Annotated in this window: 23 protein-coding genes, 2 tRNA genes and 1 pseudogene; 15 read left to right on the forward strand and 11 right to left on the reverse strand. The window is 68.7% G+C overall.

Annotation, left to right across the window (positions count from 1 at the left end; all coding sequences use genetic code 11):
• Complete coding sequence (locus BST17_RS10975; RefSeq protein ID WP_083057837.1) at nucleotides 1–327, reverse strand: hypothetical protein; 327 nt, start codon at nucleotides 325–327, stop codon at nucleotides 1–3.
• 326 nt (nucleotides 328–653) lie between these two features.
• Nucleotides 654–729, reverse strand: a tRNA-Lys gene (locus tag BST17_RS10980).
• Nucleotides 730–888: 159 nt separating this feature from the next.
• Between BST17_RS10980 and BST17_RS10985 the strand changes: the two genes are divergently transcribed.
• A complete protein-coding gene (locus BST17_RS10985; RefSeq protein ID WP_083057839.1) occupies nucleotides 889–2,109 on the forward strand; it encodes a L,D-transpeptidase in 1,221 nt (406 codons plus the stop codon).
• A gap of 21 nt (nucleotides 2,110–2,130) precedes the next feature.
• Here the strand turns inward: BST17_RS10985 and BST17_RS10990 are convergent.
• Nucleotides 2,131–2,597 (reverse strand): annotated as a pseudogene (locus BST17_RS10990) (SRPBCC family protein).
• Nucleotides 2,587–3,279 carry a DUF899 domain-containing protein gene (locus tag BST17_RS10995; RefSeq protein WP_083057840.1) on the reverse strand — a complete coding sequence of 231 codons (693 nt, stop codon included), beginning with the start codon at nucleotides 3,277–3,279 and terminating at the stop codon, nucleotides 2,587–2,589. Before BST17_RS10995 ends, BST17_RS10990 begins: the two are co-directional and overlap by 11 nt.
• Nucleotides 3,280–3,411: 132 nt before the next feature.
• Here BST17_RS10995 and BST17_RS11000 point away from each other — a divergent pair, with 132 nt between their 5' ends.
• Complete coding sequence (locus tag BST17_RS11000; protein WP_083057842.1) at nucleotides 3,412–4,167, forward strand: SDR family oxidoreductase; 756 nt, start codon at nucleotides 3,412–3,414, stop codon at nucleotides 4,165–4,167.
• Here BST17_RS11000 and BST17_RS11005 read toward each other — a convergent pair.
• From BST17_RS11005 to orn, 3 genes are all read right to left on the reverse strand, one after another.
• Entirely contained in the window at nucleotides 4,164–5,312 is a 1,149-nt protein-coding gene (locus BST17_RS11005) for a hypothetical protein (protein ID WP_133053533.1), read from the reverse strand. The genes BST17_RS11000 and BST17_RS11005 overlap by 4 nt on opposite strands.
• 107 nt (nucleotides 5,313–5,419) lie before the next feature.
• Nucleotides 5,420–5,492, reverse strand: a tRNA-His gene (locus BST17_RS11010).
• Between the two features lie 46 nt (nucleotides 5,493–5,538).
• A complete protein-coding gene (orn, locus tag BST17_RS11015) occupies nucleotides 5,539–6,168 on the reverse strand; it encodes an oligoribonuclease (RefSeq protein ID WP_083057845.1) in 630 nt (209 codons plus the stop codon).
• An 81-nt stretch (nucleotides 6,169–6,249) separates the two neighbouring features.
• Between orn and BST17_RS11020 the strand changes: the two genes are divergently transcribed.
• Nucleotides 6,250–7,830: a helicase HerA-like domain-containing protein gene (locus tag BST17_RS11020; RefSeq protein ID WP_083057847.1), complete on the forward strand. Its 1,581-nt coding sequence runs from the start codon at nucleotides 6,250–6,252 to the stop codon at nucleotides 7,828–7,830.
• 58 nt (nucleotides 7,831–7,888) lie between these two features.
• Here the strand turns inward: BST17_RS11020 and cmrA are convergent, their stop codons facing one another.
• Nucleotides 7,889–8,695: a mycolate reductase gene (gene cmrA / locus BST17_RS11025; RefSeq protein ID WP_083057848.1), complete on the reverse strand. Its 807-nt coding sequence runs from the start codon at nucleotides 8,693–8,695 to the stop codon at nucleotides 7,889–7,891.
• A gap of 34 nt (nucleotides 8,696–8,729) precedes the next feature.
• Between cmrA and BST17_RS11030 the strand changes: the two genes are divergently transcribed.
• On the forward strand, nucleotides 8,730–10,028 hold the full coding sequence (locus BST17_RS11030; RefSeq protein ID WP_083057849.1) for an MFS transporter: 1,299 nt from the start codon (nucleotides 8,730–8,732) through the stop codon (nucleotides 10,026–10,028).
• On the opposite strand, the gene BST17_RS11035 is transcribed toward BST17_RS11030, so the two are convergent.
• Complete coding sequence (locus BST17_RS11035) at nucleotides 10,025–10,768, reverse strand: MmpS family transport accessory protein (protein ID WP_109750088.1); 744 nt, start codon at nucleotides 10,766–10,768, stop codon at nucleotides 10,025–10,027. The genes BST17_RS11030 and BST17_RS11035 overlap by 4 nt on opposite strands.
• A gap of 42 nt (nucleotides 10,769–10,810) precedes the next feature.
• A complete protein-coding gene (locus tag BST17_RS11040) occupies nucleotides 10,811–11,401 on the reverse strand; it encodes an SACE_7040 family transcriptional regulator (protein ID WP_083057953.1) in 591 nt (196 codons plus the stop codon).
• 92 nt (nucleotides 11,402–11,493) lie between these two features.
• Between BST17_RS11040 and BST17_RS11045 the strand changes: the two genes are divergently transcribed.
• From BST17_RS11045 to BST17_RS11080, 8 genes are all read left to right on the forward strand, one after another.
• A complete protein-coding gene (locus BST17_RS11045) occupies nucleotides 11,494–13,032 on the forward strand; it encodes a carboxyl transferase domain-containing protein (RefSeq protein ID WP_083057851.1) in 1,539 nt (512 codons plus the stop codon).
• 8 nt (nucleotides 13,033–13,040) lie between these two features.
• Nucleotides 13,041–15,080, forward strand: coding sequence for an acetyl-CoA carboxylase biotin carboxylase subunit (locus BST17_RS11050; protein ID WP_083057852.1), 2,040 nt, complete (start codon nucleotides 13,041–13,043; stop codon nucleotides 15,078–15,080).
• On the forward strand, nucleotides 15,077–16,237 hold the full coding sequence (locus BST17_RS11055; RefSeq protein WP_083057854.1) for an acyl-CoA dehydrogenase family protein: 1,161 nt from the start codon (nucleotides 15,077–15,079) through the stop codon (nucleotides 16,235–16,237). The genes BST17_RS11050 and BST17_RS11055 overlap by 4 nt, the downstream gene beginning before the upstream one ends.
• Entirely contained in the window at nucleotides 16,237–16,734 is a 498-nt protein-coding gene (locus BST17_RS11060) for a MaoC family dehydratase (RefSeq protein WP_083057855.1), read from the forward strand. The genes BST17_RS11055 and BST17_RS11060 overlap by 1 nt, the downstream gene beginning before the upstream one ends.
• A complete protein-coding gene (locus tag BST17_RS11065; protein WP_083057857.1) occupies nucleotides 16,731–17,543 on the forward strand; it encodes an HpcH/HpaI aldolase/citrate lyase family protein in 813 nt (270 codons plus the stop codon). Before BST17_RS11060 ends, BST17_RS11065 begins: the two co-directional genes overlap by 4 nt.
• A gap of 95 nt (nucleotides 17,544–17,638) precedes the next feature.
• Nucleotides 17,639–18,706, forward strand: a complete 1,068-nt coding sequence (gene pdhA / locus BST17_RS11070; protein ID WP_083057858.1) for a pyruvate dehydrogenase (acetyl-transferring) E1 component subunit alpha — start codon at nucleotides 17,639–17,641, stop codon at nucleotides 18,704–18,706.
• Nucleotide 18,707: 1 nt separating this feature from the next.
• The gene (locus tag BST17_RS11075; protein WP_083057860.1) at nucleotides 18,708–19,739 is read left to right on the forward strand and encodes an alpha-ketoacid dehydrogenase subunit beta; all 1,032 of its coding nucleotides are present in this window, start codon (nucleotides 18,708–18,710) and stop codon (nucleotides 19,737–19,739) included.
• The gene (locus tag BST17_RS11080; protein ID WP_083057861.1) at nucleotides 19,736–20,842 is read left to right on the forward strand and encodes a dihydrolipoamide acetyltransferase family protein; all 1,107 of its coding nucleotides are present in this window, start codon (nucleotides 19,736–19,738) and stop codon (nucleotides 20,840–20,842) included. Before BST17_RS11075 ends, BST17_RS11080 begins: the two co-directional genes overlap by 4 nt.
• Here the strand turns inward: BST17_RS11080 and BST17_RS11085 are convergent.
• On the reverse strand, nucleotides 20,839–21,591 hold the full coding sequence (locus BST17_RS11085; RefSeq protein WP_083057863.1) for an enoyl-CoA hydratase: 753 nt from the start codon (nucleotides 21,589–21,591) through the stop codon (nucleotides 20,839–20,841). The two genes, BST17_RS11080 and BST17_RS11085, sit on opposite strands and share 4 nt — an antisense overlap.
• Nucleotides 21,592–22,019: 428 nt before the next feature.
• Here BST17_RS11085 and BST17_RS28985 point away from each other — a divergent pair, with 428 nt between their 5' ends.
• The 3 genes from BST17_RS28985 (at nucleotide 22,020) to BST17_RS28995 (ending at nucleotide 23,126) form a co-directional block, all read left to right on the forward strand.
• Entirely contained in the window at nucleotides 22,020–22,391 is a 372-nt protein-coding gene (locus tag BST17_RS28985) for a hypothetical protein (RefSeq protein ID WP_133053534.1), read from the forward strand.
• Nucleotides 22,392–22,394: 3 nt separating this feature from the next.
• Complete coding sequence (locus BST17_RS28990) at nucleotides 22,395–22,733, forward strand: hypothetical protein (RefSeq protein WP_165762262.1); 339 nt, start codon at nucleotides 22,395–22,397, stop codon at nucleotides 22,731–22,733.
• An 84-nt stretch (nucleotides 22,734–22,817) separates the two neighbouring features.
• Nucleotides 22,818–23,126, forward strand: a complete 309-nt coding sequence (locus tag BST17_RS28995) for a hypothetical protein (protein ID WP_133053536.1) — start codon at nucleotides 22,818–22,820, stop codon at nucleotides 23,124–23,126.
• The last annotated feature ends 238 nt before the right edge of the window (nucleotides 23,127–23,364 follow it).

Below are 23,364 nucleotides of genomic sequence, written 5' to 3' on the forward strand. Positions count from 1 at the left end.
TCAGGCGGGCCCGATCCCCGGCTGATACCAATATTCGCCGGTCCCGGTCAGCACCGCGTTGATCAATTCGTCTGTCACGACCAGGTCGGCGCTGACCGCGCGGTCGACGGGCGGCGCGGGCCTGGCCGGACCGTTGGTGCGATGCTCGCAATCGACAGCGAATGGGTCTTTGCCCAGAAGTCGATCGCTGATCCCGGAAAAAGCGTGCGGTCGACCGGCCCCGGGAATGCAGGGTGTGAATATCAGCCCGGCAGCCTCGGCCGGTCCGAAGGCCGCGACCGGCGCTGCGGGTAGCGGCGGCGGCGCGGCGATGGTCTCGAAGCGCACCCCGCACGCGCTGCTGACGAGGCAGGAGAAAACCAATGCGGACAGGGTAATTCGGCGCGCCAAGGCGGTATGAGATGGCATCGTCTCGGCTCTCCTTCCAGTACCCCGGCTGCTGTGTGAAGTTCACTGACGGTCACGGTCCAACAAAGGGTGGAAAAGCGAAGAATGGCGCCTTATTGAATTTACGAAGGTGCAAATTTAATTCGATGGTCATCAATTTGCTGCAAGGCAGTGATCTTTACACGGCCGGGCGGAATGTGCAGCCTTTTCCTGCCGGAAAACAAAAACGCCCCCTTCGAGGAAGGGGGCGTCTGCGACCAGAGGTCTGGTGCGCCGTCAGGGTTTCGAACCCCGGACCCGCTGATTAAGAGTCAGCTGCTCTACCAACTGAGCTAACGGCGCGGCGGGAGAAACAATAACAGGACTGCCGCGTATAGGTGAAATCCGCATGACAGAGGCGGTTTCGGGGCTCGCTGGGCGGCCGGCTGTCGGTCGTTCCCTTAGACTATCGCCAAGAAGTTGTGACCCCCGCGGGTCCGTGTCATGAGGTGGGGCAAGTAGATGGTGCAGGATTCGCCGAAGGTGGGCGCGCGTCGTGTCAAGACGTGGTCGACCGCGCTCGCAGTGGGGCTGATCGCCGTGATCACCCTCAGTGCCTGCAGCACCCAGCAGGCCCCCGAGCACCCCAAGACCATTGCCGACAAGGGCACGCCCTTCGGCGATCTGCTGGTGCCCAAGCTGACCGCGTCGGTGACCAACGGCGCCGTCGGCGTCACCGTCGACGAGCCGGTGACCGTCAGCACCGAGGGCGGCGTGCTCGGACCGGTCAGCCTGGTCGACGAGGATGGCGTCGCGGTGCCCGGTGAGCTCAGCAAGGACGGGCTCACCTGGTCGACCACCGACCCGCTGGACTACAACGCCAGCTACACCCTGACGGCCAGCTCGCAGGGACTGGCCGGGGAAGCGTCCAGCCGGATGAGCTTCGAGACGCACTCCCCGGAGAACCTGACCATGCCCTACCTGTTGCCCAACGAGGGCGAGGTCGTCGGCGTCGGTCAGCCGATCGCGGTGCGCTTCGACGAGAACATCACCAACCGGGCCGCAGCGGAGAAGGCCATCAAGGTCACCACCACCCCGAAGGTCGAAGGCGCCTTCTACTGGCTGAACAACCGTGAAGTCCGGTGGCGCCCCGCCGAATACTGGAAGCCCGGCACCAAGGTCTCGGTCGACGTGAACACCTACGGTGTCGAGGTGGGCGACGGGCTGTTCGGCCAGGAGAACGTCAGCACCGAATTCACCATCGGCGATCAGGTCATCGCCGTCGCCGACGACGCGACCAAGACGCTGACCGTCCGACGCAACGGCGAGGTCGTCAAGACCATGCCGATCTCGATGGGCAAGGACAGCACCCCGACCAACAACGGCGTGTACATCATCGGCGACCGGTTCGCCGAGCTGGTGATGGACTCGTCCACCTATGGCGTTCCGGTCAACTCGCCCAACGGATATCGCACCGAGGTCGACTACGCCACGCAGATGTCCTACAGCGGCATCTACGTGCACGGCGCTCCATGGTCGGTGGGCAGCCAGGGCTACAGCAATGTCAGCCACGGCTGCCTCAACGTCAGCACCTCCAACGCGCAGTGGTTCTACGAGAACACCAAGCGCGGCGATATCGTCGAGGTCGTCGGCACCGTGGGCTCCCAACTGCCCGGCACCGATGGTCTCGGGGACTGGAACATCCCGTGGCCGCAGTGGAAGGCCGGCAACGCCAGCGCCTAGACCGCCGAGCGCTCTTCATTATTACGTCGCTGAACGCTCCAGGGCGGCGAGGGACTCTTCGATGTACTGCTGCGGGAACGGCGGCATGCCACCGACCTGGTCGCGGAAGCTCTGTGGCGTGTCCGTCCAGTCGTAGGTGATGGTCACATCGGTGCCGTCGCCATTGGGCGTCAGGTCGTAGCGCCACCACCAGCCGCCCGGCTGATGGACGCCCGACTCGTCGAGTTGGCCCGGCAGCCAGGCGATGGTGCGGTCCTGCTCAAAGTCGGTCACCAGGTTGTGCATGACGTAATGGCCGCCCGCGAACTCCAGGAACATGTTGATGACGAAGATCTGGCCGGTCCCGGTGATGGGCTCCCGGCTGACGGCGTCGCGTACCCAGTCGCCGGGCTCGGTGTCCTGATGCCGCTGCGGGTCGGCCAGCACCGCGAACACTCGGCAGGCGGGGCTGCGATGGTGCGGGTGACGACGAAACGTTCACTGGACACGTGCGGAGTCCTTTCCGTAAAAGCGGGCGATATCGGGACTGTCCAGCCAACCCGAGTACGTCGGGCGCGACGGCCAGCCATCGGGGGAGTCCAGCCACTCCTCCTGCCTGCCCCATGGCAGCAGGTCGATGAGTGCGAACGAATGGCTGAGTTGTTCGGTGCCACGGCCGTTGGTGTGCCAGGTGCGGTACACGGTCTCCCCGTCGCGGAAGAAGACGTTCACCGCGAACCCCTCGCCGGGAGCGGCGTCCACATCGGCCCCGAAGCTGGTGCCTGCCGCGGAATACCAGTCCATCTTGTTGCCGACCCGCTCTCGGTAGGCCAGCGCCTCCTCGATCGGCCCGTTGGTGACGATGACGAAGCGGGCGTCGTAGTTCTGCAGGAACTCCAGACGGGTGAACTGTGAGGTGAATCCGGTGCAGCCGCCGCACTGCCACTGCGCGCCGTCGTTCCACATGTGGTGGTAGGTGATCAGCTGGGACCGCCCGTCGAACACGTCGGCGAGCCGGACGGGCCCGGCCGCGCCGGTCAGGGTGTAGGCGGGCAGTTCCACCATCGGGAGCCGGCGCCGCTGCGCGGCGATGGCGTCCAATTCGCGGGTGGCGGCCTTCTCGCGCCGGCGCAGATCGTCGAGTGCGGTGCGCCAGGTGTCCTGGTCCACCACGGGTGGTTTGGCTGTCATCGCGGTCTCCTTCTGCCAACACAGGGTCAACGGGTAGACCCGCCGTGCGGCCGTTACTCATCGCGCGCGGTACTGTCCGACACAACAAAGGGTGCCCTAAGACACGGTGGACGGAAAGCGAGTCGCACAACAATGAGTGGTGAAGGTTCGGATATCGCCGGCTTGCGACTGCTGGTGGTCGGCGCGTCGTCGGGGATCGGGCATGCGGTGGCGCGGCAGGCGGCCGAGCGTGGCGCCAAGGTGGCCGTCGCGGCCCGCCGCACCGACCTGCTGGCGACGCTGGCCGAGCAGATCGGCGGGTCGGCGCACGAACTCGACGTCGAGGTCCCGACCTCGATCCCGCGGGTGGTCGACGATGCCGTCGCAGCCCTCGGGGGCCTGGATGCGGTGGTGTTCACCAGCACCGTCGCCCCGATGGCGCACATCGAGGACACCGACCTGGCCACCTGGATCCACGCCTACAGCGTCAACACCCTCGGCGCGCACAATGTGCTGCGGGCAGTGCGCCCGCACCTGTCCGACACCGGCGTCGTGTTGATCACCTCCAGCCACGATGTGGGCCGGCCGCGCGCCGGGGTGGCCGCATACAACGCCAGCAAGGCCGCGCTCAACGAGATCCTGCATTCGTGGCGCAGCGAGCACCCCGACCTGGCGATCGTGCGGGTGGGCATCGGACCGACCGAGGACACCGAGATCCTGCGTGGCGCCGACCGCGAGCTGCTGTCGCTGCTGTTCAAGTCCTGGCAGGCGCACGGGCAGTTACCCGAACAGATGTCGGCGCTCACCGATGTCGCCAACACGCTGGTGTCGCTGGTCGGCACCGCCTATCTGAACCCCTCCGTGGTGCCCGAGGTGGTGCAGCTGGCGCCGCGGATCCGGCGCGGCTAGCGGTCGTCGCTGAACGCCAGGGCCGCCGACACCCCGCCCTCGGTGGCCGGTGGGCCGAGTAATACCCGCGATGTGCCGGCCGCCGGGTCGTAGGCCAGCAGCGCGATGCCCGGCCCGCACGATTCGGTGACCCGCAGCAGCAGCGTGGGCCCACCGGCCCCGACGACCACCACCGACCGGCCGGCATCCACCCCCGGCACCCGCAGGATCTCGTTGCCGCGCTGCGGATTACCCCGCGACAGGAACGTCGCCCCGCACGCCCCCAGCGACTGGACGAACGATCCGGTGGGCAGCCGCCAGGCCGCGACGTCGCCGTAGTCGTCGCGGCGTCCGGAACTGTAGGGCGTCAACGCCGTCGGCGGGCCGCCGTCGAGCGGCACCTGCCACAGCTGGGTGCCGATCTGGTCGGCATCCGAGCAGCGCGCCAGGACCGACCCGCTGCTCCACCACCGCACCGGCACACAGTTCGTGTGCGGGCCGGGCACGCTCAGATGGTCGCGCAGCCGGCCGTTGTTGCCCATCACCGCCAGGCCCCGGTCGCCGCCCAGCACCAGCAGCGTCCCGTCGATGCTGGCCAGGTGGTGGCCGTTGTACGTGCCCGCCGCGCCCAGCCGGTCGGTGGGATAGGAGAGTTGTTCGACACCGGTGAGATCGACCCGGCGCAGCGTCCTGCGGTCGATGTCCGAGACGAACAGCGCCTTGCCGGTCGGCCGTGTGTAGCGCGCGGTGACCCGACCCTCCATCGTGATGGTGTCGGTGGCCCCGGTGCTCAGATCGATCTCGGTCAGGGTGGTGGTGCCGTAGGTACCCGAGTCGTAGTCGCTCGCGCTGAACAGCGCGCGCCGGCCGTCACCGGACCAGTCGGTGAGCCGGTGCCGTTCGGACAGTTCGGTGATGGGATGCCGGTCCCCGGCCGGGCTGACCATCGTCAGCGTCGTCGTCTGCCCGACGGTCCAGGTGGCCAGCGTCCAGCCCGATCCGACCTGTGCCCAGGGGACGGAACGGTCGATCAACTGGGCGGGGGTGTCCTGCGCGGTGACCGGCCCGCTGGACACCGCCGTCGCGCAGGCGGCCGTCAGCAGCGCCGCGCACGCGACGGCGAGCTGGATCCTGGCGCCCGCGGTGCCGGCTCTCGGGGTGCCCACCTGCCAAATCATGCAGGTGAGACCCCGCGGCGTCAGGCGAACGCGCCGCATCGATCCGAAATACGAAAACGCCGCCCACGTGTGTGGACGGCGTTCCCGATCATCGGGGTGGCTGACGGGACTCGAACCCGCGACAGCCAGGATCACAACCTGGTGCTCTACCAACTGAACTACAGCCACCATCACCGCTCGCGCGGCGTTGACGATCTTAACCGCATGGAGGTCGTTACACCGAATCGGTTTCCTTCGGCGCGCTGCCTGCAGGTCCCAGCTCGGCGGCCACCGCGGCGATCTCGCTGGTCGTGGGCCCGGGCGCGGTCACGAACGCGGTGCGCCGGTAGTACTTGAGTTCCTGGATCGACTCGTGGATGTCGGCCAGCGCGCGGTGCGCCAGCCCCTTCTCGGGCTGCCCGAAGTAGATCCGCGGATACCAGCGCCGGCACAGTTCCTTGATGGAGCTGACGTCGATCATCCGGTAGTGCAGGTACTCGTCGAGGGTCGGCATGTCACGGGCGATGAAGCCGCGGTCGGTGGCGATCGAATTCCCGCACAGCGGCGCGGTTTTCGCCGCCTTGACGTGGCTGCGGATGTAATCGAGCACCATCGTCTCCGCGGTGGCCAGGTCCACGTCGGAGGCCAGCACCTCCTTGTCCAGCCCGGAGCTGGAATGCATCTTGGCAACCACCTCGACCATGCCGGACAGGTCCTCGGCATCGGCGTGGATCACCACGTCGATACCCTCGCCGAGGACGTTGAGGTCGGCATCGGTGACCAACGCGGCAATCTCGATGAGCTTGTCGGACTTCAGGTCGAGCCCGGTCATCTCGCAGTCGATCCACACCAGTTCTTCGCGCACAGCGATCCACAGTATTCGCACCCCCGCCGTTCAGCCGCCTGAACCCGCCCCGACAGTGCCGTTGTCAGTAAGGTCTGCGCCATGAGCACCGAACCGGCCGCTACCCCCGCGCAGCAGATCGCCGCAGGTTACGCCGTCCAGGGACAGGCGTTGGAGCTGGGCACCGTGGTGGTCGACGGCATGGTCGACGCGAGCGCCGCGGTGCGGATACCGCTGTCCATGGTCAATCGGCACGGGCTGGTCGCCGGCGCCACCGGGACCGGTAAGACGAAGACACTGCAGGTCATGGCCGAGCAGTTGTCGGCCGCCGGGGTGCCGGTGCTGATGGCCGATGTCAAGGGGGACCTGTCCGGCCTGTCGCGGCCGGGGGACAACAATGACAAGACAGCCCAGCGCGCGGCCGACACGGGGGACAGCTGGGCTGCGACCGCATATCCGGTGGAGTTCCTGTCACTGGGCACCGATGGGATCGGCGTTCCGGTGCGCGCCACGATCACCAGCTTCGGACCCATCCTGCTGTCGAAGGTGTTGGGGCTCAACGCCACCCAGGAATCGACATTGGGGCTGATCTTCCACTTCGCCGATCAGAAGGGACTGGCCCTGCTGGATCTGAAGGATCTGCGCGCGGTCATCGGCTACCTGATCAGCGACGAGGGAAAGCCCGAGCTCAAGGCGCTGGGCGCGGTGTCGACGACGACGGCCGGGGTGATCCTGCGGGCGCTGCTGAACCTGGAGGCCGAGGGCGCGGACACCTTCTTCGGTGAGCCGGAACTGGAACCCAAGGATCTGATCCGGGTGGACGCGCAGGGGCGCGGTGTGATCACCCTGCTGGAACTCGGCGCGCAGGCCGCCCGCCCGGTGATGTTCTCCACTTTCCTGATGTGGGTGCTGGCCGACCTGTTCACCACGCTGCCCGAGGTCGGCGACGTCGACAAACCGAAGCTGGTGTTCTTCTTCGACGAGGCGCACCTGCTGTTCGACGACGCGTCGAAGGCGTTCCTGGCGCAGGTCGAACAGACCGTCAAGCTGATCCGGTCCAAGGGTGTCGGCGTCTTCTTCTGCACCCAGCTGCCCACCGATGTCCCCAACGACGTGCTCAGCCAACTCGGCGCCCGGGTACAGCATGCGTTGCGCGCCTTCACTCCCGACGATCAGAAGGCATTGTCGAAGACGGTGCGCACCTACCCGAAGACGAAGATCTACGACCTGGAGACCGCGCTGACCTCGCTGGGCATCGGCGAGGCGATCGTCACGGTGCTCGCCGAGAACGGCGCCCCGACCCCGGTGGCCTGGACGCGGATGCGGGCGCCGCGTTCGTTGATGGACACCATCGGACCCGACGCCATCCGGGCCGCCGCCCAGGTCAGCCCGTTGCAGGCGACCTACGGGCGCACCGTCGACCGCGAATCGGCCTACGAGATGCTCAACGCCCGGCTGGCGCCGCCGGAGCAGGTCCCCACGCCGGTCCCGGACCTGCCGCCGCCGGTGTACCCGGACCCGGTATCGGCCCCGGATCTGCCGCCGCCGCCGGATCAGCCCGGATTTCTGGAGAAGATGGCGGCCAACCCGGCGTTCAAGAGTGCGATGCGCTCGGCCGGAACCGTGATCGGGCGGGAGATCACCCGCAGCATCTTCGGCACCGGCCGGCGTCGGCGCCGGTGATTTCGGTGAGGATACGTGCGCCCACCGCACGTTTCCTCACCGAAATCGCAAGGGGGCCTCAGTCGCCGCCGAGCTTCTTGTAGACCGCCCCGACGATCGGGGTGACGATTGCGCGGGGTGCGTACCCGCTGGCCACCGACATCGCCTTGGAGGTCAGTCCCGGCACCACGCGCATCTTGTTGGCCTCCAGCGCGTCGAGTGACACCTTGGCGGTGTACTCGGTGTCGATCCACAGGAAATCCGGGATCAGCCGCTCCACCAGCGACTGCTCGGACACGTCGGGCAGCTCTGTGCGCACCGGGCCCGGCGCGAGCAGCGTGACGTGCACGCCGTCCTTCTTGACCTCGCCGCGCAGCGACTCGCTGAAGGTGTTGGCGAACGCCTTGGTGGCGGCATAGGTGGCGTTGTTGGGGATCGGGGAGTTGCCCGCCGCGGACCCCGAGATGAGGATGCCGCCGGCTCTGCGGGCCAGCATGCCCGGCAGGACCGCGAGGCAAAGGTCGTGCACCGCAATGGCGTTGAGCTGAACCTGGGCCTTCTCGCCGGCGGGATCCAGCTTGGCCAGCGGTCCGAAGGTCGCGGTGCCCGCGTTGGCGCACAGGATCGAGATGTTGCGCCCGGAGAGTTCCTCGCACAGGACATCGCGGGCCGCCGGGTCGGCCAGATCGACTGCGCGGACCTCGACGGTGACGCCGTGGCGGGCGGTGATCCGCTCGGCGAGGTCGGTCAGCACATCGCCGCGGCGCGCGGTGATGATCAGGTGGTGGCCGCGTCCGGCCAGATCGAAGGCGAGTGCCTCGCCGATGCCCTGGGAGGCGCCGGTGACGACCGCGCGGGCATCGGGATGGGGTGCGGGTACAGGCATGGGGGGAATCGTAGGGAGCGTTAGGGTGGCGGCCATGAGCAGCCCCGGGTCGGCGCCCGATACGGCCCGGCGGTCCCAGGTCCGATCGTGGGTTCTCTACGACTGCGGGGCCACCGCGGTGAACGCGATCGTGGTGACCTTCGTCTTCTCCGTCTACCTCACCAATGCCGTCGGGGAAGGCCTGCCGGGGGAGACGACACCGTCGAGCTGGCTGGGTCGGGCGTTGACGGTGGCCGGCGTGATCGTGGCGCTGCTGGCGCCGGTCACCGGCATCTGGGTGGACGCGCCGCACCGGCGCCGGCGTGCGCTCGCCCTGCTCACCGGCGCGGTCGTGCTGCTGGTGGCCAGTATGAGTTTCATCCGCACCGACCACAGTTATCTGTGGGCCGGGCTGGCGCTGCTGGCGATCACCGCGGCCTGCAACGACCTGGCGACCGTGCCGTACAACGCGATGCTGAGCCAGCTGTCGACACCGGCGACATCGGGTCGGATCTCCGGAGCGGGCCTGGCCGTCGGGTACGGCGGCAGCGTGGGTCTGCTGCTGATCGTCTACGCCCTCTTCATCTCCGGCGACGGCGGCCTGTTGGGGCTGCCCACCGACGACGGACAGAACGTGCGGGCGGCGATGCTGCTCACCGCGGTCTGGTTCCTGGTGTTCGCGCTGCCGCTGGTGCTCCGCGGACCCAACCCGCCCGCCGATGCCGCGCACCGGCCGGTCGGCTTCTTCGCCTCCTACCGCAGGCTGTGGGACGAGGTGCGCAGCGAGTGGCGCCGCGACCGCAATGTCGTGTTCTACCTGGTGGCCAGTGCGGTGTTCCGCGACGGCCTCACCGGTGTGTTCACCTTCGGTGCGGTGCTCGGGGTCAACGTCTACGGCATCTCACCGGCCAGTGTGCTGTTGTTCGGCGTGTGCGCCTGCCTGGTGGCCGCCGCCGGCGCGGTCGTCGGCGGGCTGCTCGACGACCGGTTCGGGGCCAAGCCGGTGATCCTGGGCGCGCTGACGCTGATGATCGCGGTCGGGTTGACGCTGATGACGCTGTCCGGTCAGCTCGCGTTCTGGGTGTGCGGCCTGCTGCTGTGCCTGTTCATCGGCCCGACGCTGTCGGCGGCGCGGACCCAGATGCTGCGGATGTCGACCGAGGGCAAGGAAGGTGTCGCCTTCGGGCTGTACATGACGACGGGGCGGGCGGCCGCACCGTTGGCGCCGTGGCTGTTCTTCCTGTTCATCGACATGTTCGGCACCGACCGCGCCGGAATGGGCGGGTTGTGTGTGGTGCTGGCGCTCGGGTTGATCCTGATGCTGGGAGTGAAGACGCCGCGGACGGCCCGTTAGGGCAGCGGGCTGCAGATCGTGAGCCCGGACCCGGTGCGCTGCTGCACCGGTGCGCCCTCGATGTCGATCGAGCAGGTGACCTCGCGGCCGACGTTGATGATGCTGACGCTGGCGGACTGTTTGGCCGGCTCGGGCAGCGCCACCTCCTTGCTCCACGGCAGCACCACGTTGAACTCGGTCTGTAGTACGCCACCGTTGTCCACATAGGTGATGTTGATGGCGCGGCCCTGCCCGATGACGTTGTAGATGACGGTCTGGGTGGCACCGGGGGTGGCCGGGGCGGTCGTGGTCGGGGTCGACGGTGTGGTGCTCGGCGTCGGGGCGACCGTACGGGGAGTGGTCGTCGGGCGTCGGCTGGTGCTGGGCGGGGCGGGCGCGGCCGTCGGCTCGGTCAGCGAGGGGACCGGCGCGACCACGGTCTGCTGCTGGCTGCTGTTGACGATCACCAACGCAATGACGAGTCCCAGGACGGTGAGTACCGCTATGCCGGCGACGATCCACAGCCAGCGCGGTGCGCGGGGCGGTTCCGGGGGGCCGGGCGCGCCCGGCGGTGGGGGCGGAGTTCCGTACTGACCGGTGTAGGGGTCGTACCCGTAGGCCGGATAGGCGGGCATCTGCTCGGTGGGCCGCGCGCCATAGGGGGTCTGATCCGCGTAGGCGGGGTCGGAGTATCCGGGGTTGCCGTACGGACCACCGTCGAGCCGACGGGTCGGCTCGTCCCGACGTGGATATTCGGTCATGCCCACCTCATGAGCCCCACGGTACCCGCGCGGCTGCGGATTTCAGTGCGCAGCGGTCAGCGCTGCGACCGTCATCGCGCGCAGCACCGCGCGCGACGCGTGGGTGGTACTGGGCGCCTTGAGGCTGTACGGGGTGGAGTTGAGCAGGCCGAACGCGGCGTGCGCCTGCACCCGGGCGTCGGCCTCGTCCAGATCGGGGTCGATCCGGCGCAGCACATCGACCCACATCTCCACATACTGGCGCTGCGCTTTCCGGACCTGTCGTGCCGCTGCCGCCGGCAGGTGGGTGAGGTCACGATCCTGGATGCGGATCAGGTTGGACTCCCCGAGTGCGAAGTCCAGGTGGAAGTCGATCAGGCCGTCCAGCGCGGCGCGCGCGTCGGGGGCCTCGGCGACGACGGTCTGCGCACCGGCCAGCAGGCGGGTGCTGATACCGACCAGCAGTTCTACCAGCAGCGCCTCCTTGTTGGAGAAGTGGCGATAGATCGCCGGCCCGCTCACGCCGACGGCCGCGCCGATGTCCTCCAGCCGGACCGACAGATAGCCGTGTTCGGCGACCAACCGCTCGGCGGCGGCGATCAGTTGGCCGCGCCGGTCGGATTTGGCTCTGCTGCGCGGAGTCTCAGTGGACATGCCCGGCTCCATCTTCCCCGTAGACATTTGAGTTAATGCCAATTAACATCGTACGAGTTAATCATCATTAACTCAACTGGACGGGTTCACCGATGACGCATCGCGAGGCGCACACCGCGCTGGTGACCGAACTGCGCGAGAAGCTGGCCACCGCTGCGCGCGGCGGACCGGACAAGGCGCGGGAACGCCATGTGGGGCGCGGCAAGCTGCTGCCCCGGGACCGGGTGGACACCCTGCTCGACCCGGGCAGCCCCTTCCTCGACATCGCACCGCTGGCCGCCGACGGGATGTACGACGACGAATGCCCCGGCGCCGGCATGATCGCCGGCATCGGCCGGGTGAGCGGACGCGAATGCATGGTGGTGGCCAACGACGCCACCGTCAAGGGCGGCACCTACTATCCGATCACGGTCAAGAAGCACCTGCGCGCCCAGGAGATCGCCGCGCAGAACCGACTGCCGTGCATCTATCTGGTCGATTCCGGCGGCGCCTTCCTGCCGCGCCAGGACGAGGTGTTCCCCGACCGCGAACACTTCGGCCGGATCTTCTTCAACCAGGCCACCATGAGCGCGCAAGGGATCCCGCAGATCGCCGCGGTGCTCGGATCCTGCACCGCCGGTGGTGCGTATGTCCCGGCGATGAGCGACGAGGCCGTCATCGTCCGCAACCAGGGCACCATCTTCCTCGGTGGGCCGCCCCTGGTGAAGGCCGCGACCGGTGAGGTGGTCACCGCGGAGGAACTCGGTGGTGGGGACCTGCACTCCAAGACCTCCGGGGTGATAGACCATCTGGCCCACGACGACCGGGACGCACTGCGCATCGTGCGGCGCATCGTGTCCACCTTCGGGCCCCGCCAGGATCCGCCGTGGCAGACGCGGCCGGTCGTCGAGCCGATCGCCGACCAGTCCGAGCTCTACGACGTGGTGCCGGTCGACTCCCGGGTGCCCTACGACGTGCACGAGGTGATCACCCGGGTCGTCGATGGCGGCGAATTCCAGGAGTTCAAGGCCGAATACGGCACCACACTGGTCACCGGGTTCGCCCACATCCATGGTCATCCGGTCGGCATCATCGCCAACAACGGCGTGCTGTTCGGTGAATCCGCAGTCAAGGGCGCGCATTTCATCGAACTCTGCGACAAGCGCAACACGCCGCTGGTGTTTCTGCAGAACATCGCCGGGTTCATGGTCGGCCGCGACTATGAGGCCGGCGGTATCGCTAAGCACGGCGCCAAGATGGTCACCGCGGTCGCGTGTGCGCGGGTGCCCAAGCTCACGGTGGTGATCGGCGGCTCCTACGGCGCGGGCAACTACTCGATGTGTGGCCGGGCGTATTCGCCCCGCTTCCTGTGGATGTGGCCGAATGCCCGCATCTCGGTGATGGGCGGGGAGCAGGCCGCCTCGGTGCTGGCCACCGTGCGCGGTGAGATGACACCGGAGCAGGAGGAGGCTTTCAAGGCCCCGATCCGCGAACAGTACGAGCACCAGGGCAATCCGTACTACTCGACCGCACGGTTGTGGGATGACGGGGTGATCGACCCTGCCGACACCAGAACCGTTCTCGGGCTGGCGCTCTCGGTGACTGCACAGGCTCCGCTGGAGCCGGTGTCCTACGGCGTCTTCAGGATGTGAGGCACACGATGACTACACAGCTGTTCAGCGCCACGGGCGAGCACAGCGGCGGATTGTTCGACACGGTCCTGGTCGCCAACCGGGGTGAGATTGCCGTCCGCGTCATCCGCACACTGCGCGCACTGGGGATCACCTCGGTCGCCGTCTACAGCGACGCCGACGCCGGCGCCCGGCATGTCCGCGAGGCCGATATCGCGGTGCGCATCGGTCCGGCCGCGGCCCGGCTGAGCTACCTGGACATCGGGGCCATCGTCGATGCCGCCCGGCGCACCGGCGCCCAGGCCGTCCACCCGGGGTACGGATTCCTGGCCGAGAACGCGGATTTCGCGGCCGCTCTGGATGCCACGGGCATCGTGTTCATCGGCCCGCCGGTGAACGCCATCAAGACGATGGGCGACAAGATCGCGGCCAAGGCGGCGGTCTCGGAGTTCGATGTCCCGGTGGTGCCCGGCATCTCGCGACCCGGACTGACCGATGCGGACCTGATCGCCGGCGCACCCGAGGTGGGCTTCCCGGTCCTGGTGAAACCGTCCGCGGGCGGCGGCGGCAAGGGCATGCGGGTGGTGCACGACGCCGCCGACTTACCAGGCGCGCTGACCTCCGCGCGGCGCGAAGCGGCCTCGGCGTTCGGTGACGACACGCTGTTCCTGGAACGGTTCGTGTTGAATCCCCGGCACATCGAGGTGCAGGTGCTCGCCGACCAGCACGGCAATGTGATCCACCTCGGTGAGCGGGAATGCAGTCTGCAGCGGCGCCATCAGAAGGTCATCGAGGAGGCGCCGTCCCCGCTGCTGGACGCGGCCACCCGCGCCCGCATCGGCGAGGCCGCCTGCAACACCGCCCGCAGCGTCGATTACACCGGGGCGGGCACGGTGGAGTTCATCGTCTCGGCCGACCGGCCCGACGAGTTCTTCTTCATGGAGATGAACACCCGGCTGCAGGTCGAGCATCCGGTGACCGAGATGGTCACCGGGGTGGATCTCGTCGAACAGCAGGTCCGCATCGCCGCCGGCGACCCGTTGCACATCGCTCAACAGGACGTCACGTTGACCGGGCACGCCATCGAGGCGCGGGTGTACTCCGAGGACCCCGGCAGCGGGTTCCTGCCGACCGGCGGAACGGTCCTCGACGTCGTCGAACCGGCGGGCGATCACGGATACTGCACCGCGCGGGTCGATTCCGGGATCTATCCGGGCACGGTGGTCGGCAGCGACTACGACCCGATGCTCGCCAAGGTGATCGCCCACGGTCCGGACCGGGCCGCTGCGTTGCGGGGCCTGGACCGCGCGCTGTCGGGAACCGCCGTCCTCGGGGTCACCACCAACATCGACTTCCTGCGCTTCCTGCTCGCCGATGCCGATGTGCGGGCGGGCCGACTCGACACCGGGCTGCTGGATCGACGGCTGCCGGATTACGCCGCACCCCAGGCAGATGACATCGACCTGATCGCCGCCGCGTCCTACCGGTGGCTGCAGGCCTGGCAGGACCGCGACGACAATGTATGGTCGGTCCCGTCGGGCTGGCGTACCGGTGCGCACGCACCGACCGTCGCACGGCTGGGGGCGGGGGAGCGTGTCGAGCATGTCAGCCTCACGGGCGTGCCCGAATCGGCAACGGCCACCGTCGAACACGGGCAGACCTACGAGATCCGCGCTGCCCTGTCCGGTCGGGTGCTCACCCTCAACGTCGACGGGCTGCGCACCGAATATGTTGCTGCCGCCGACGGCGCCGATATCTGGCTGGCCGGTCCGGCCCGCACCGTCGTGGTACACGAGGTGCGTGAGGCACCGGTACGCGCCGACGACGAGCACGCGGGCGACGCCGAACTGCACAGCCCCATGCCGGGATCGGTGGTCGCCGTGGGTGTCGACGACGGAGCCGGTGTGACCGCGGGCGAGGTCGTCGTCACCGTCGAGGCGATGAAGATGGAGCACGCGCTCAAGGCGCCGGTCGACGGTGTCGTGGAGCTACTCGTCGCCGTCGGCGACCAGGTCAAGGTCGGGCAGCCGCTGGCCCGCATCACCGCAAGCAAGGAGTCCGAACAATGAGTGATTACCTGTCCACGGGCACACTGCCCGACGACTACGCCCAGCTGGCCAAGACCGTGCGTGACTTCGCGCAGAGCGTCGTGGCGCCGGTGGCCGCCAAACATGATGAGGAGCACAGCTTCCCGTACGAGGTCGTCGACGGTATGGCCGAGATGGGCCTGTTCGGCCTGCCGTTCCCCGAGGAGTACGGCGGCATGGGTGGCGACTACTTCGCGCTGTGCCTGGCGTTGGAGGAACTCGGCAAGGTCGACCAGAGCGTGGCCATCACCCTGGAAGCCGGTGTGTCCCTGGGCGCCATGCCCGTCTACCGGTTCGGCAACGACGCGCAGAAGCAGCAGTGGCTGCCGCTGCTGGCCAGCGGCAAGGCCCTGGGTGCCTTCGGGCTCACCGAGGCCGGCGGCGGCAGCGATGCCGGCGCCACCAAGACCACCGCCAAGGAGGACGGCTCGGACTGGGTCATCAACGGCTCCAAGCAGTTCATCACCAACTCCGGAACCGATATCACCAAGCTGGTCACCGTCACGGCCGTCACCGGTGAGACCGCGGGCAGGAAGGAGATATCGGCCATCCTGGTTCCGGTTCCGACCCAGGGGTTCACCGCCGAACCGGCCTACAACAAGGTCGGCTGGAACGCCTCGGACACCCATCCGCTCAGCTTCGATGACGTGCGTGTGCCGCAGGAGAATCTGCTCGGCGCCCGCGGCCGCGGGTATGCCAATTTCCTGAGCATCCTCGACGAGGGCCGCATCGCGATCGCCGCGCTGTCGGTGGGCGCCGCCCAGGGATGCGTGGACGAGTGCGTGAAGTACGCCAAGGAACGCGAGGCATTCGGCGCGGCGATCGGCACATACCAGGCGATCGCCTTCAAGATCGCCCGGATGGAGGCACGCGCCCACGTCGCCCGCACCGCCTACTACGACGCCGCCGCACTGATGCTGGCGGGCAAGCCGTTCAAGAAGGCGGCGTCGGTGGCCAAACTGGTGTCCAGTGAGGCGGCCATGGACAACGCCCGCGACGCCACTCAGATCTTCGGTGGCTACGGGTTCATGAACGAGTACTCGGTGGCCCGCCATTACCGCGACTCCAAGATCCTCGAAATCGGCGAGGGGACAACCGAAGTGCAGCTGATGCTGATCGCGCGGGGGCTGGGTCTGTGATGAGTGACCAGACGCCGAAGCGAACGGTCGAGCAGCGCGGGCTGTGGTTCGAGGAGTTCGAGACCGGGGTGCTCTACCTGCACCGCCCCGGCCGTACGATCACCGAGGCCGACAACGTCCTGTTCACCACCTTGACGATGAACACCCAGGCATTGCATCTGGACGCGGCATTCTCCGATGCGTTGCCCCCGTTCAACCAGCGGCTGGTGAACTCCATGTTCACCCTGTCGACGCTGGTCGGGCTGTCGGTGGCGCAGTTGACCCAGGGCACCATCGTCGGCAACCTCGGGTTCTCCGAGATCGCGTTCCCCAAGCCGCTCTTCCACGGTGACACGCTCTACGCCGAATCCGAGGTCGTCGACAAGCGGGAATCCAAGAGCCGTCCGGGCGAGGGGATCGTCACCTTCTCCCACGTCGGCCGCAACCAGCACGGTGACATCGTGGCGACCGCATCGCGAAAGACGATGGTGCGCAAGAAGCCTCAGGAGGATCAGTGACGATCGCCAGCAACGGTCCGGCGTGGATCTTCTGCCCGGCCGACCGCCCCGAACGCTTCGCCAAGGCGGCGGCCGCCGCCGATGTCGTCATCCTCGACCTGGAGGATGGCGCCGGTGACAAGCCCGCCGCGCGGAAGGCGATCGTCGACACCCCGCTGGATCCGGCCCGCACCGTCATCCGGATCAACCCGCACGGCACCGACGACCAGCGGCTGGATCTGGAGGCCCTGGGTCGCACCGGCTACACCACCGTGATGCTGCCCAAATGCGAGGCGCCCGATCAGGTGACCGCGCTGGCGCCGTTGGAGGTGGTCCTCATCGTCGAGACACCGCTGGGCGCGCTGAACGTGGTCGAGACGGCCGCCGCGGCCAACACCATCGGCGTCATGTGGGGTGCCGAGGACCTGTTCGGTTCACTCGGCGGCACCGCCAACCGTTTCCCCGACGGGACCTACCGGGAGGTCGCCAAGCACGTCCGGTCCCAGTCACTGCTGGCTGCCAAGGCCTACGGCAAGCTGGCGTTGGATTCGGTGTACATCGACATCAAGGATCTCGAAGGGCTGCGGCGCGAGACCGACGACGCCGTCGCCGTCGGCTTCGACATCAAGGTGGCCCTGCACCCGACGCAGGTGAGCGTGATCCGAGACGGGTACGCGCCCACCGGGGAGCAGGTCGAGTGGGCGCGACACGTTCTGGCCGCCGCGACGAACCACCGGGGTGCATTCGCCTTCGAGGGCATAATGGTGGATGCCCCGGTACTGCGGCGGGCGGAGCGGATAGTCCAGCTTGCGCCTCACCCCGGTAGCTAGCCGGCGCCCCTGACCAGGGGGTCGCACGACCGCCTCTGTGCCGAGCACCTCGAGGAAACGGCGGCCGAACATGCCGCCACCCTGAAGGAGGCGGTATGGCTGTCATTTCTGCACCCCTACAACTGGTCGGTGCCGATGGCGCCCCGACCTCCGAGACGCGCTATCGACGCGATCTGCCACCCGAGACGTTGAGTTGGCTCTACGAGCTGATGGTGCTGACCCGCGAGCTCGACACCGAGTTCGTGAACCTGCAGCGGCAGGGTGAGCTGGCGCTCTACGCGTCCTGTCGGGGGCAGGAGGCGGCCCAGGTCGGAGCTGCGGCATGCCTGCGTAAAACCGACTGGCTGTTTCCCCAGTACCGCGAGCTCGGCGCGTTCCTGACGCGCGGTATCGCGCCGGCGCAGATGGGCGCGGTGTGGCGCGGATCGTGGCACGGCGGGATGTCGTTCACCGACCGGTGCTGCGCGCCGATATCCATTCAGATCGGCACCCACGGACTGCACGCCGTGGGCGCGGCGATGGCCGCCCAGCGCCTCGGTGAGGACTCGCTCACGGTGGCGTTCATGGGCGACGGCGCCACCTCCGAGGGCGATGCGCACGAGGCCCTGAACCTGGCCGCGGTGTTCGCCGCGCCCACCGTGTTCTTCATCCAGAACAACCAGTTCGCCATCTCGACGCCGGAGCGCCGCCAGCACGCGGCGATCTCGCTGGCCGATCGCGCCGCCGGATACGGCATGCCCGCGGTGCGCGTCGACGGCAATGACGTGCTGGCCTGCTTCGCCGTGATGGCCGAGGCGGCCCAGCGGGCCCGCGACGGTGGCGGACCGACGTTCGTCGAGGCGGTCACCTATCGAATGGGACCACACACCACCTCCGATGACCCCACCCGCTACCGCGCCGACGCAGACGTCCAGGACTGGGCCGCCCGTGACCCGATCGCCCGGTACACCGCCTATCTGCGAGCGACCGGAGACCTGACCGACCGGCTCGAGGAGCGAGTTGGCGCCAAGGCGGCGCGGATGCGAACGGAACTGCGAGCGGCGCTGGTCGGCGCGCCCGACCCCGATATCGCCGAGGTGTTCGACACCGTCTATCACGACATCACCCCGGAGCTGGCCCGCCAACGCGAGGAGTTGCTCGTCGAACTGGGGAAGGAGTCCTGACATGACACAGATCATCGAACGACCGGCCATGGGCGACTTCGGAGAACCCCGACCGGCACTGCTCACGTTGACCGTGGCGCAGGCCATCAATCAGGGCTTGCACGACGCCATGTCTGCCGATGAGCGGGTCCTGGTGTTCGGCGAGGACGTCGCGCGACTGGGCGGGGTATTCCGGGTGACCGACGGTCTGGCCGAAACATACGGGGAACAGCGGTGTTTCGATACGCCGTTGGCCGAGTCGGCGATCATCGGTATCGCGATCGGGATGGCGATCCGCGGTTTCGTCCCGGTGCCGGAGATCCAGTTCGACGGCTTCTCGGCCCCCGCCTTCGACCAGATGGTCAGCCATCTGGCCAAGTACCGGATGCGTACGCACGGTGATGTCGACATGCCGGTGACGGTGCGCATTCCGTCGTTCGGGGGAATCGGTGCGGTCGAACACCATTCCGAGTCCACCGAGACATACTGGTTGCACACCGCGGGACTGAAGGTGGTCGTGCCGTCGACGCCGTCGGATGCCTATTGGCTGCTGCGACAATCGATCAGCTGCCCGGATCCGGTCATCTATCTGGAACCCAAGCGACGGTACTGGACCAGGGGAACCGTCGACACCGAGGCCGCACCGCTGCCATTCGGGCGCGCCGCCATCCGTCGCCCCGGTGAACACGTCACGGTGCTGACCTACGGCGGCCTGGTCGACACCGCCGTCAACGCCGCCGAGTTGGCGGCCGAGCGCGGTGTCGGCATCGAGGTCGTCGACCTGCGGACGCTGAATCCGCTGGACTTCGACACCATCGCCGAGTCGGTGCGCCGGACCGGCAGGTGCGTGGTGATGCACGAGGGTCCGCGCACGCTGGGTTTCGGTGCCGAACTGGCGGCGCGCATCTCCGAAGAGTTGTTCTACGACCTGGAGGCCCCGGTGCTGCGCGCCACCGGGTTCGACACCCCGTACCCACCGGCGCGGCTGGAAAAGTTGTGGCTACCCGGAGTGGATCGGCTGCTGGACTGCGTCGAGAAGGTGGTGGACCAGTGAGCGGCTACGAGTTCCGGGTTCCCGACCTGGGCGAGGGGCTGGAGGAGGCCACCATCACGGGCTGGGCCGTGGCGGTGGGTGACACGGTGGAGCTGAACCAGGTGCTGTGCACCTTGGAGACCAACAAGGCCGAGGTGGAGATACCCAGTCCACATGCCGGTCAGATCGCCGAACTCGGTGGCGCGGTCGGGGACACGCTGGCCGTCGGCGCACTGCTGGTACGGATCGGGGCGGACGAGTCTGCCGGGCCCGGGCCGGTCCTGGTGGGCTACGGCGCCGATGACCGGCTGGACGGATCCCGGCGGGTGCGCGCGAAGCCGTCCACCCGAAAGTTGGCTCGCACGAACGGTGTTGATCTGACCTCGCTGAAGCCGGCCGGGCCGGACGGCATCGTCACGCGCGACGACGTGCTGGCCGCAGCGGCAACCCCGGACATGATGGCGCTGTCCGGTGTACAGACCGAGATGGCCAAGCGGATGGTGCTCTCGCGCAGCAGAATCGCCGACGCGCATGCGTCTGTCCAGGTGGACGGAACTGCGCTGCAGCAGCTTTCGCACCGTCTGCAGATCACCCCGTTCGTCCTCGCATTGCGGCTGTTGGCGCTGGTGTTGGGGCGGCATCCGATGCTCAATGCGACGTGGGTGGACACCGCCGACGGTCCGCGGATCCATCGGCATGCGTCGGTGCACCTGGGCGTCGGGGTGGCTACGCCGCGCGGGCTGCTGGTACCGGTGGTCACCGACGCGCAGCAGCGCAGCACCCGCGCGCTCGCCGCAGAAGTGACGCGGCTGATCGACGGGGCGCGCGGCGGGACGTTGCGTCCGGGCGAACTGATGGGGTCGACGTTCACGGTGTCGAATTTCGGGGCGCTCGGCCTGGACTCGGGCGTGCCGGTGATCAACTATCCGGAGGCGGCGATCCTGGGCATGGGGTCGTTGAAGCCGCGGCCCGTGGTCATCGACGGTGCGGTGCTGGCCCGCCCGACGATGGAGCTGACCTGCGTCTTCGATCATCGAATCGCCGATGGCGCACAGGCGGCCGCGTTCCTGACCGATCTGCGGGACCTGATCGAGGCGCCCGAGATGGCGCTGGCCGACCTCTAGCGTTTCTTGGCCGCGGCGAGGCGGCTCTGGAACTCCGGGGACTCGATGGATCGCGCCTGCGGGGTGATCTCGACGTCCACGGCAATGGCGTGCTGCTCGCTGTCCACGACGCCTGGATTGGCGGTGGCGCGCATGGAGGCCTTGGTGGCGATCACCACGTCGCGCGGCGCGCCGGCCGGCCCGCCGGCCAGTTCACGGGCCGCGGCCACCGGGTCGTCGGCCACGTCGAGGGCCAGCCCATAGCGGACCGCCTCCTGCGCGTCGAAGCGCTTACCGAACAGCAGCGCGGCGCGGGCAACCTGCGGTCCGACCCCACGCTGCAGCATCCAGGTGGCGCCGCCGCCGGGATGAATGCCCAGCTTCTGGAAGCGTGGGTCGAAAAGTGCTGCCGGACCGGCGATCCGGACATCGGCGGCGAGCGCCAGGTTCAGGCCGGCGCCGACGGCGGCGCCGTTGACCGCCGCGATGGTCGGCAGGGTGCAGTTCGCGACGGCCAGGAAGCCGTCGTAGATGATGCGCAGTCCGTCCTCGGCTGCCTCGCCGAGGGCGGTCAGGTCGGCGCCGGCGCAGAACGCCTTGCCTGCGCCGGTGACGATGACCGCGTGCACATCGGCGTCGGCCTCGGCGGCCTGGACTGCGGCGCGCAGGCCGGCCGACATCTCGGCGGTGACCGCATTGCGCCGGTCGGGATCGTTGACGGTGATGGTCGCGATGCGATCGGCGATGTCGACGAGGACGAGGTCGGTCATGGCGTTCAGGCTACGGTCCGGGCGATATCGCGGGGCCGCGAGGTCGTGATCGGCGTAGGCCCAGCTTTCGGCCCGTTTCGGGGCCGTTCTGTCACGGGCCCGGATCTCCTTTGCATCGGAACGGTAACCGTCCCGTTTGGCGCGCCGGAGAGTTTCATCCGTGTCATTTACCTTCTTCCCTGACTGCAACGTCAATTTGAAAACGCTTGGGGATGACATGGTGAGTAGGTCAAATCGTTTGGCTGTCAGCATTTTTGCTGCGGCGGCTCTGTGCACGCCGCCGCTGTTGGCGATAGCGACGGCCGAGGCGCAACCTGCGTTGCAGTCGAGTGCGGGCGGTGTGCCCTGTGTCGGCATGGTGCAGAACCTCGCTGCGTCCCCGCCTGACCTCGGTCAGTCCCTGCAGGGCATCGCGGCACCGTTCACCGGTGGCGGTGCTGCTCCGGTGGTCGTGCCGCCGGCCACCGCAGCCGGGGCGTTCCCGGCGGCAGGCGTCACCGGTGGTGGTGCCGCAGGTGGTGCAGGTGGTGCCGGTGCTGCTGGTGGCGGTGCGGGTGGTGCCGGTGCTGCTGGTGGCGGTGCGGGTGGTGCCGGTGCCGCCGGAGGTGGCGCGGGCGCTGCTGGAGGTGCGGGCGGTGCCGGTGGCGGTGCGGGCGCTGCTGGTGGCGGTGCCGGGGGTGCGGGCGCTGCTGGTGGCGGTGCGGGTGGTGCCGGTGGCGGTGCGGGTGGTGCCGGTGCCGGTGGCGGTGCGGGTGGTGCCGGCGGCGCTGGCGCTCCCGTCGCGGGTGGCGCCCCCCTGATTGATGCCGCTGGTGCAGGTGCCCCGCTGGGCGGTGGTGCTCCGGGCGCAGCAGGTGCTCCGGGCGCAGGAATCGTGGACGCAGCGGGAGTGGCGCCGGGTGGTGGAGGTGCTCCCGGCGGGGCCCCGCTGGCGGACGCAGCCGCACGAGTCGGCGGAGGAGGTGCCCCGGGCGCCGGTGAAGGTGGTGGCGGAGCACCCGGTGGAGCGCCCGGTGGTGCCGCGATTCATCCGGCCGCGGGTGAGGCGGCTCCGGCGGGTCCGCCTGCCGGCGCACTCGTCGACGCGGCCGCTGTGGCGCCCCCGCCCGCGGTCGAGGTGCCTGTCCCCGCAGCGGCGGTGATCGACGGAGCGGCGGCCGCCCCGGCGGCTGCAGCGGCTCCCGTTGTCGGTGGCGGCGAAGCCGCTGCCCCCGCGGCAGCGATTGGTGGCGGAGACGCCGGCGGTGCGGGTGGTGCCGGTGGCGGTGGTGCGGGTGGGCGGTGCGGTGGTGCCGGTGGTGCGGGTGGTGCCGGTGGCGGTGGAGCTGCTGGCGGTGGTGCGGGTGGTGCCGGTGGCGGTGGAGCTGCTGGCGGTGGTGCGGGTGGTGCAGGTGGCGGCGGTGCGGCCGGTGGCGGTGCTGCCGGTGGTGGTGCTGTCCCGGTTGCCGGCGCCATCGAGGGTGGAGGAGCGGCCGGTGCGCCGGTCGAACTTGCCGTTGCGGCTCCGCCGGTCGAGGTCGCGGCACCGCCGGTAGAGGTGGCGCTGCCCCCGGCAGAAGTCACCGTGCCGCCGGTTGAGGTTGCGGCACCGCCGGTTGAGGTGCATGCTCCGCCGGTCGAAATCGCGGCTCCGCCGGTGGAAGTGGCGGCGCCTCCGGTCGAGGTGCACGCCCCTCCGGTGCAGGTTTCCGGTCCGCCGGCCCAGATTTCGTCCCCACCCGTGGAGCTGTCCGTTCCGATCGATCTCGAGGTTCCGAGCATCGGTGTTCCGGG

Source organism: Mycolicibacterium bacteremicum (genome assembly GCF_002086115.1).
Lineage (GTDB): Bacteria > Actinomycetota > Actinomycetes > Mycobacteriales > Mycobacteriaceae > Mycobacterium > Mycobacterium bacteremicum.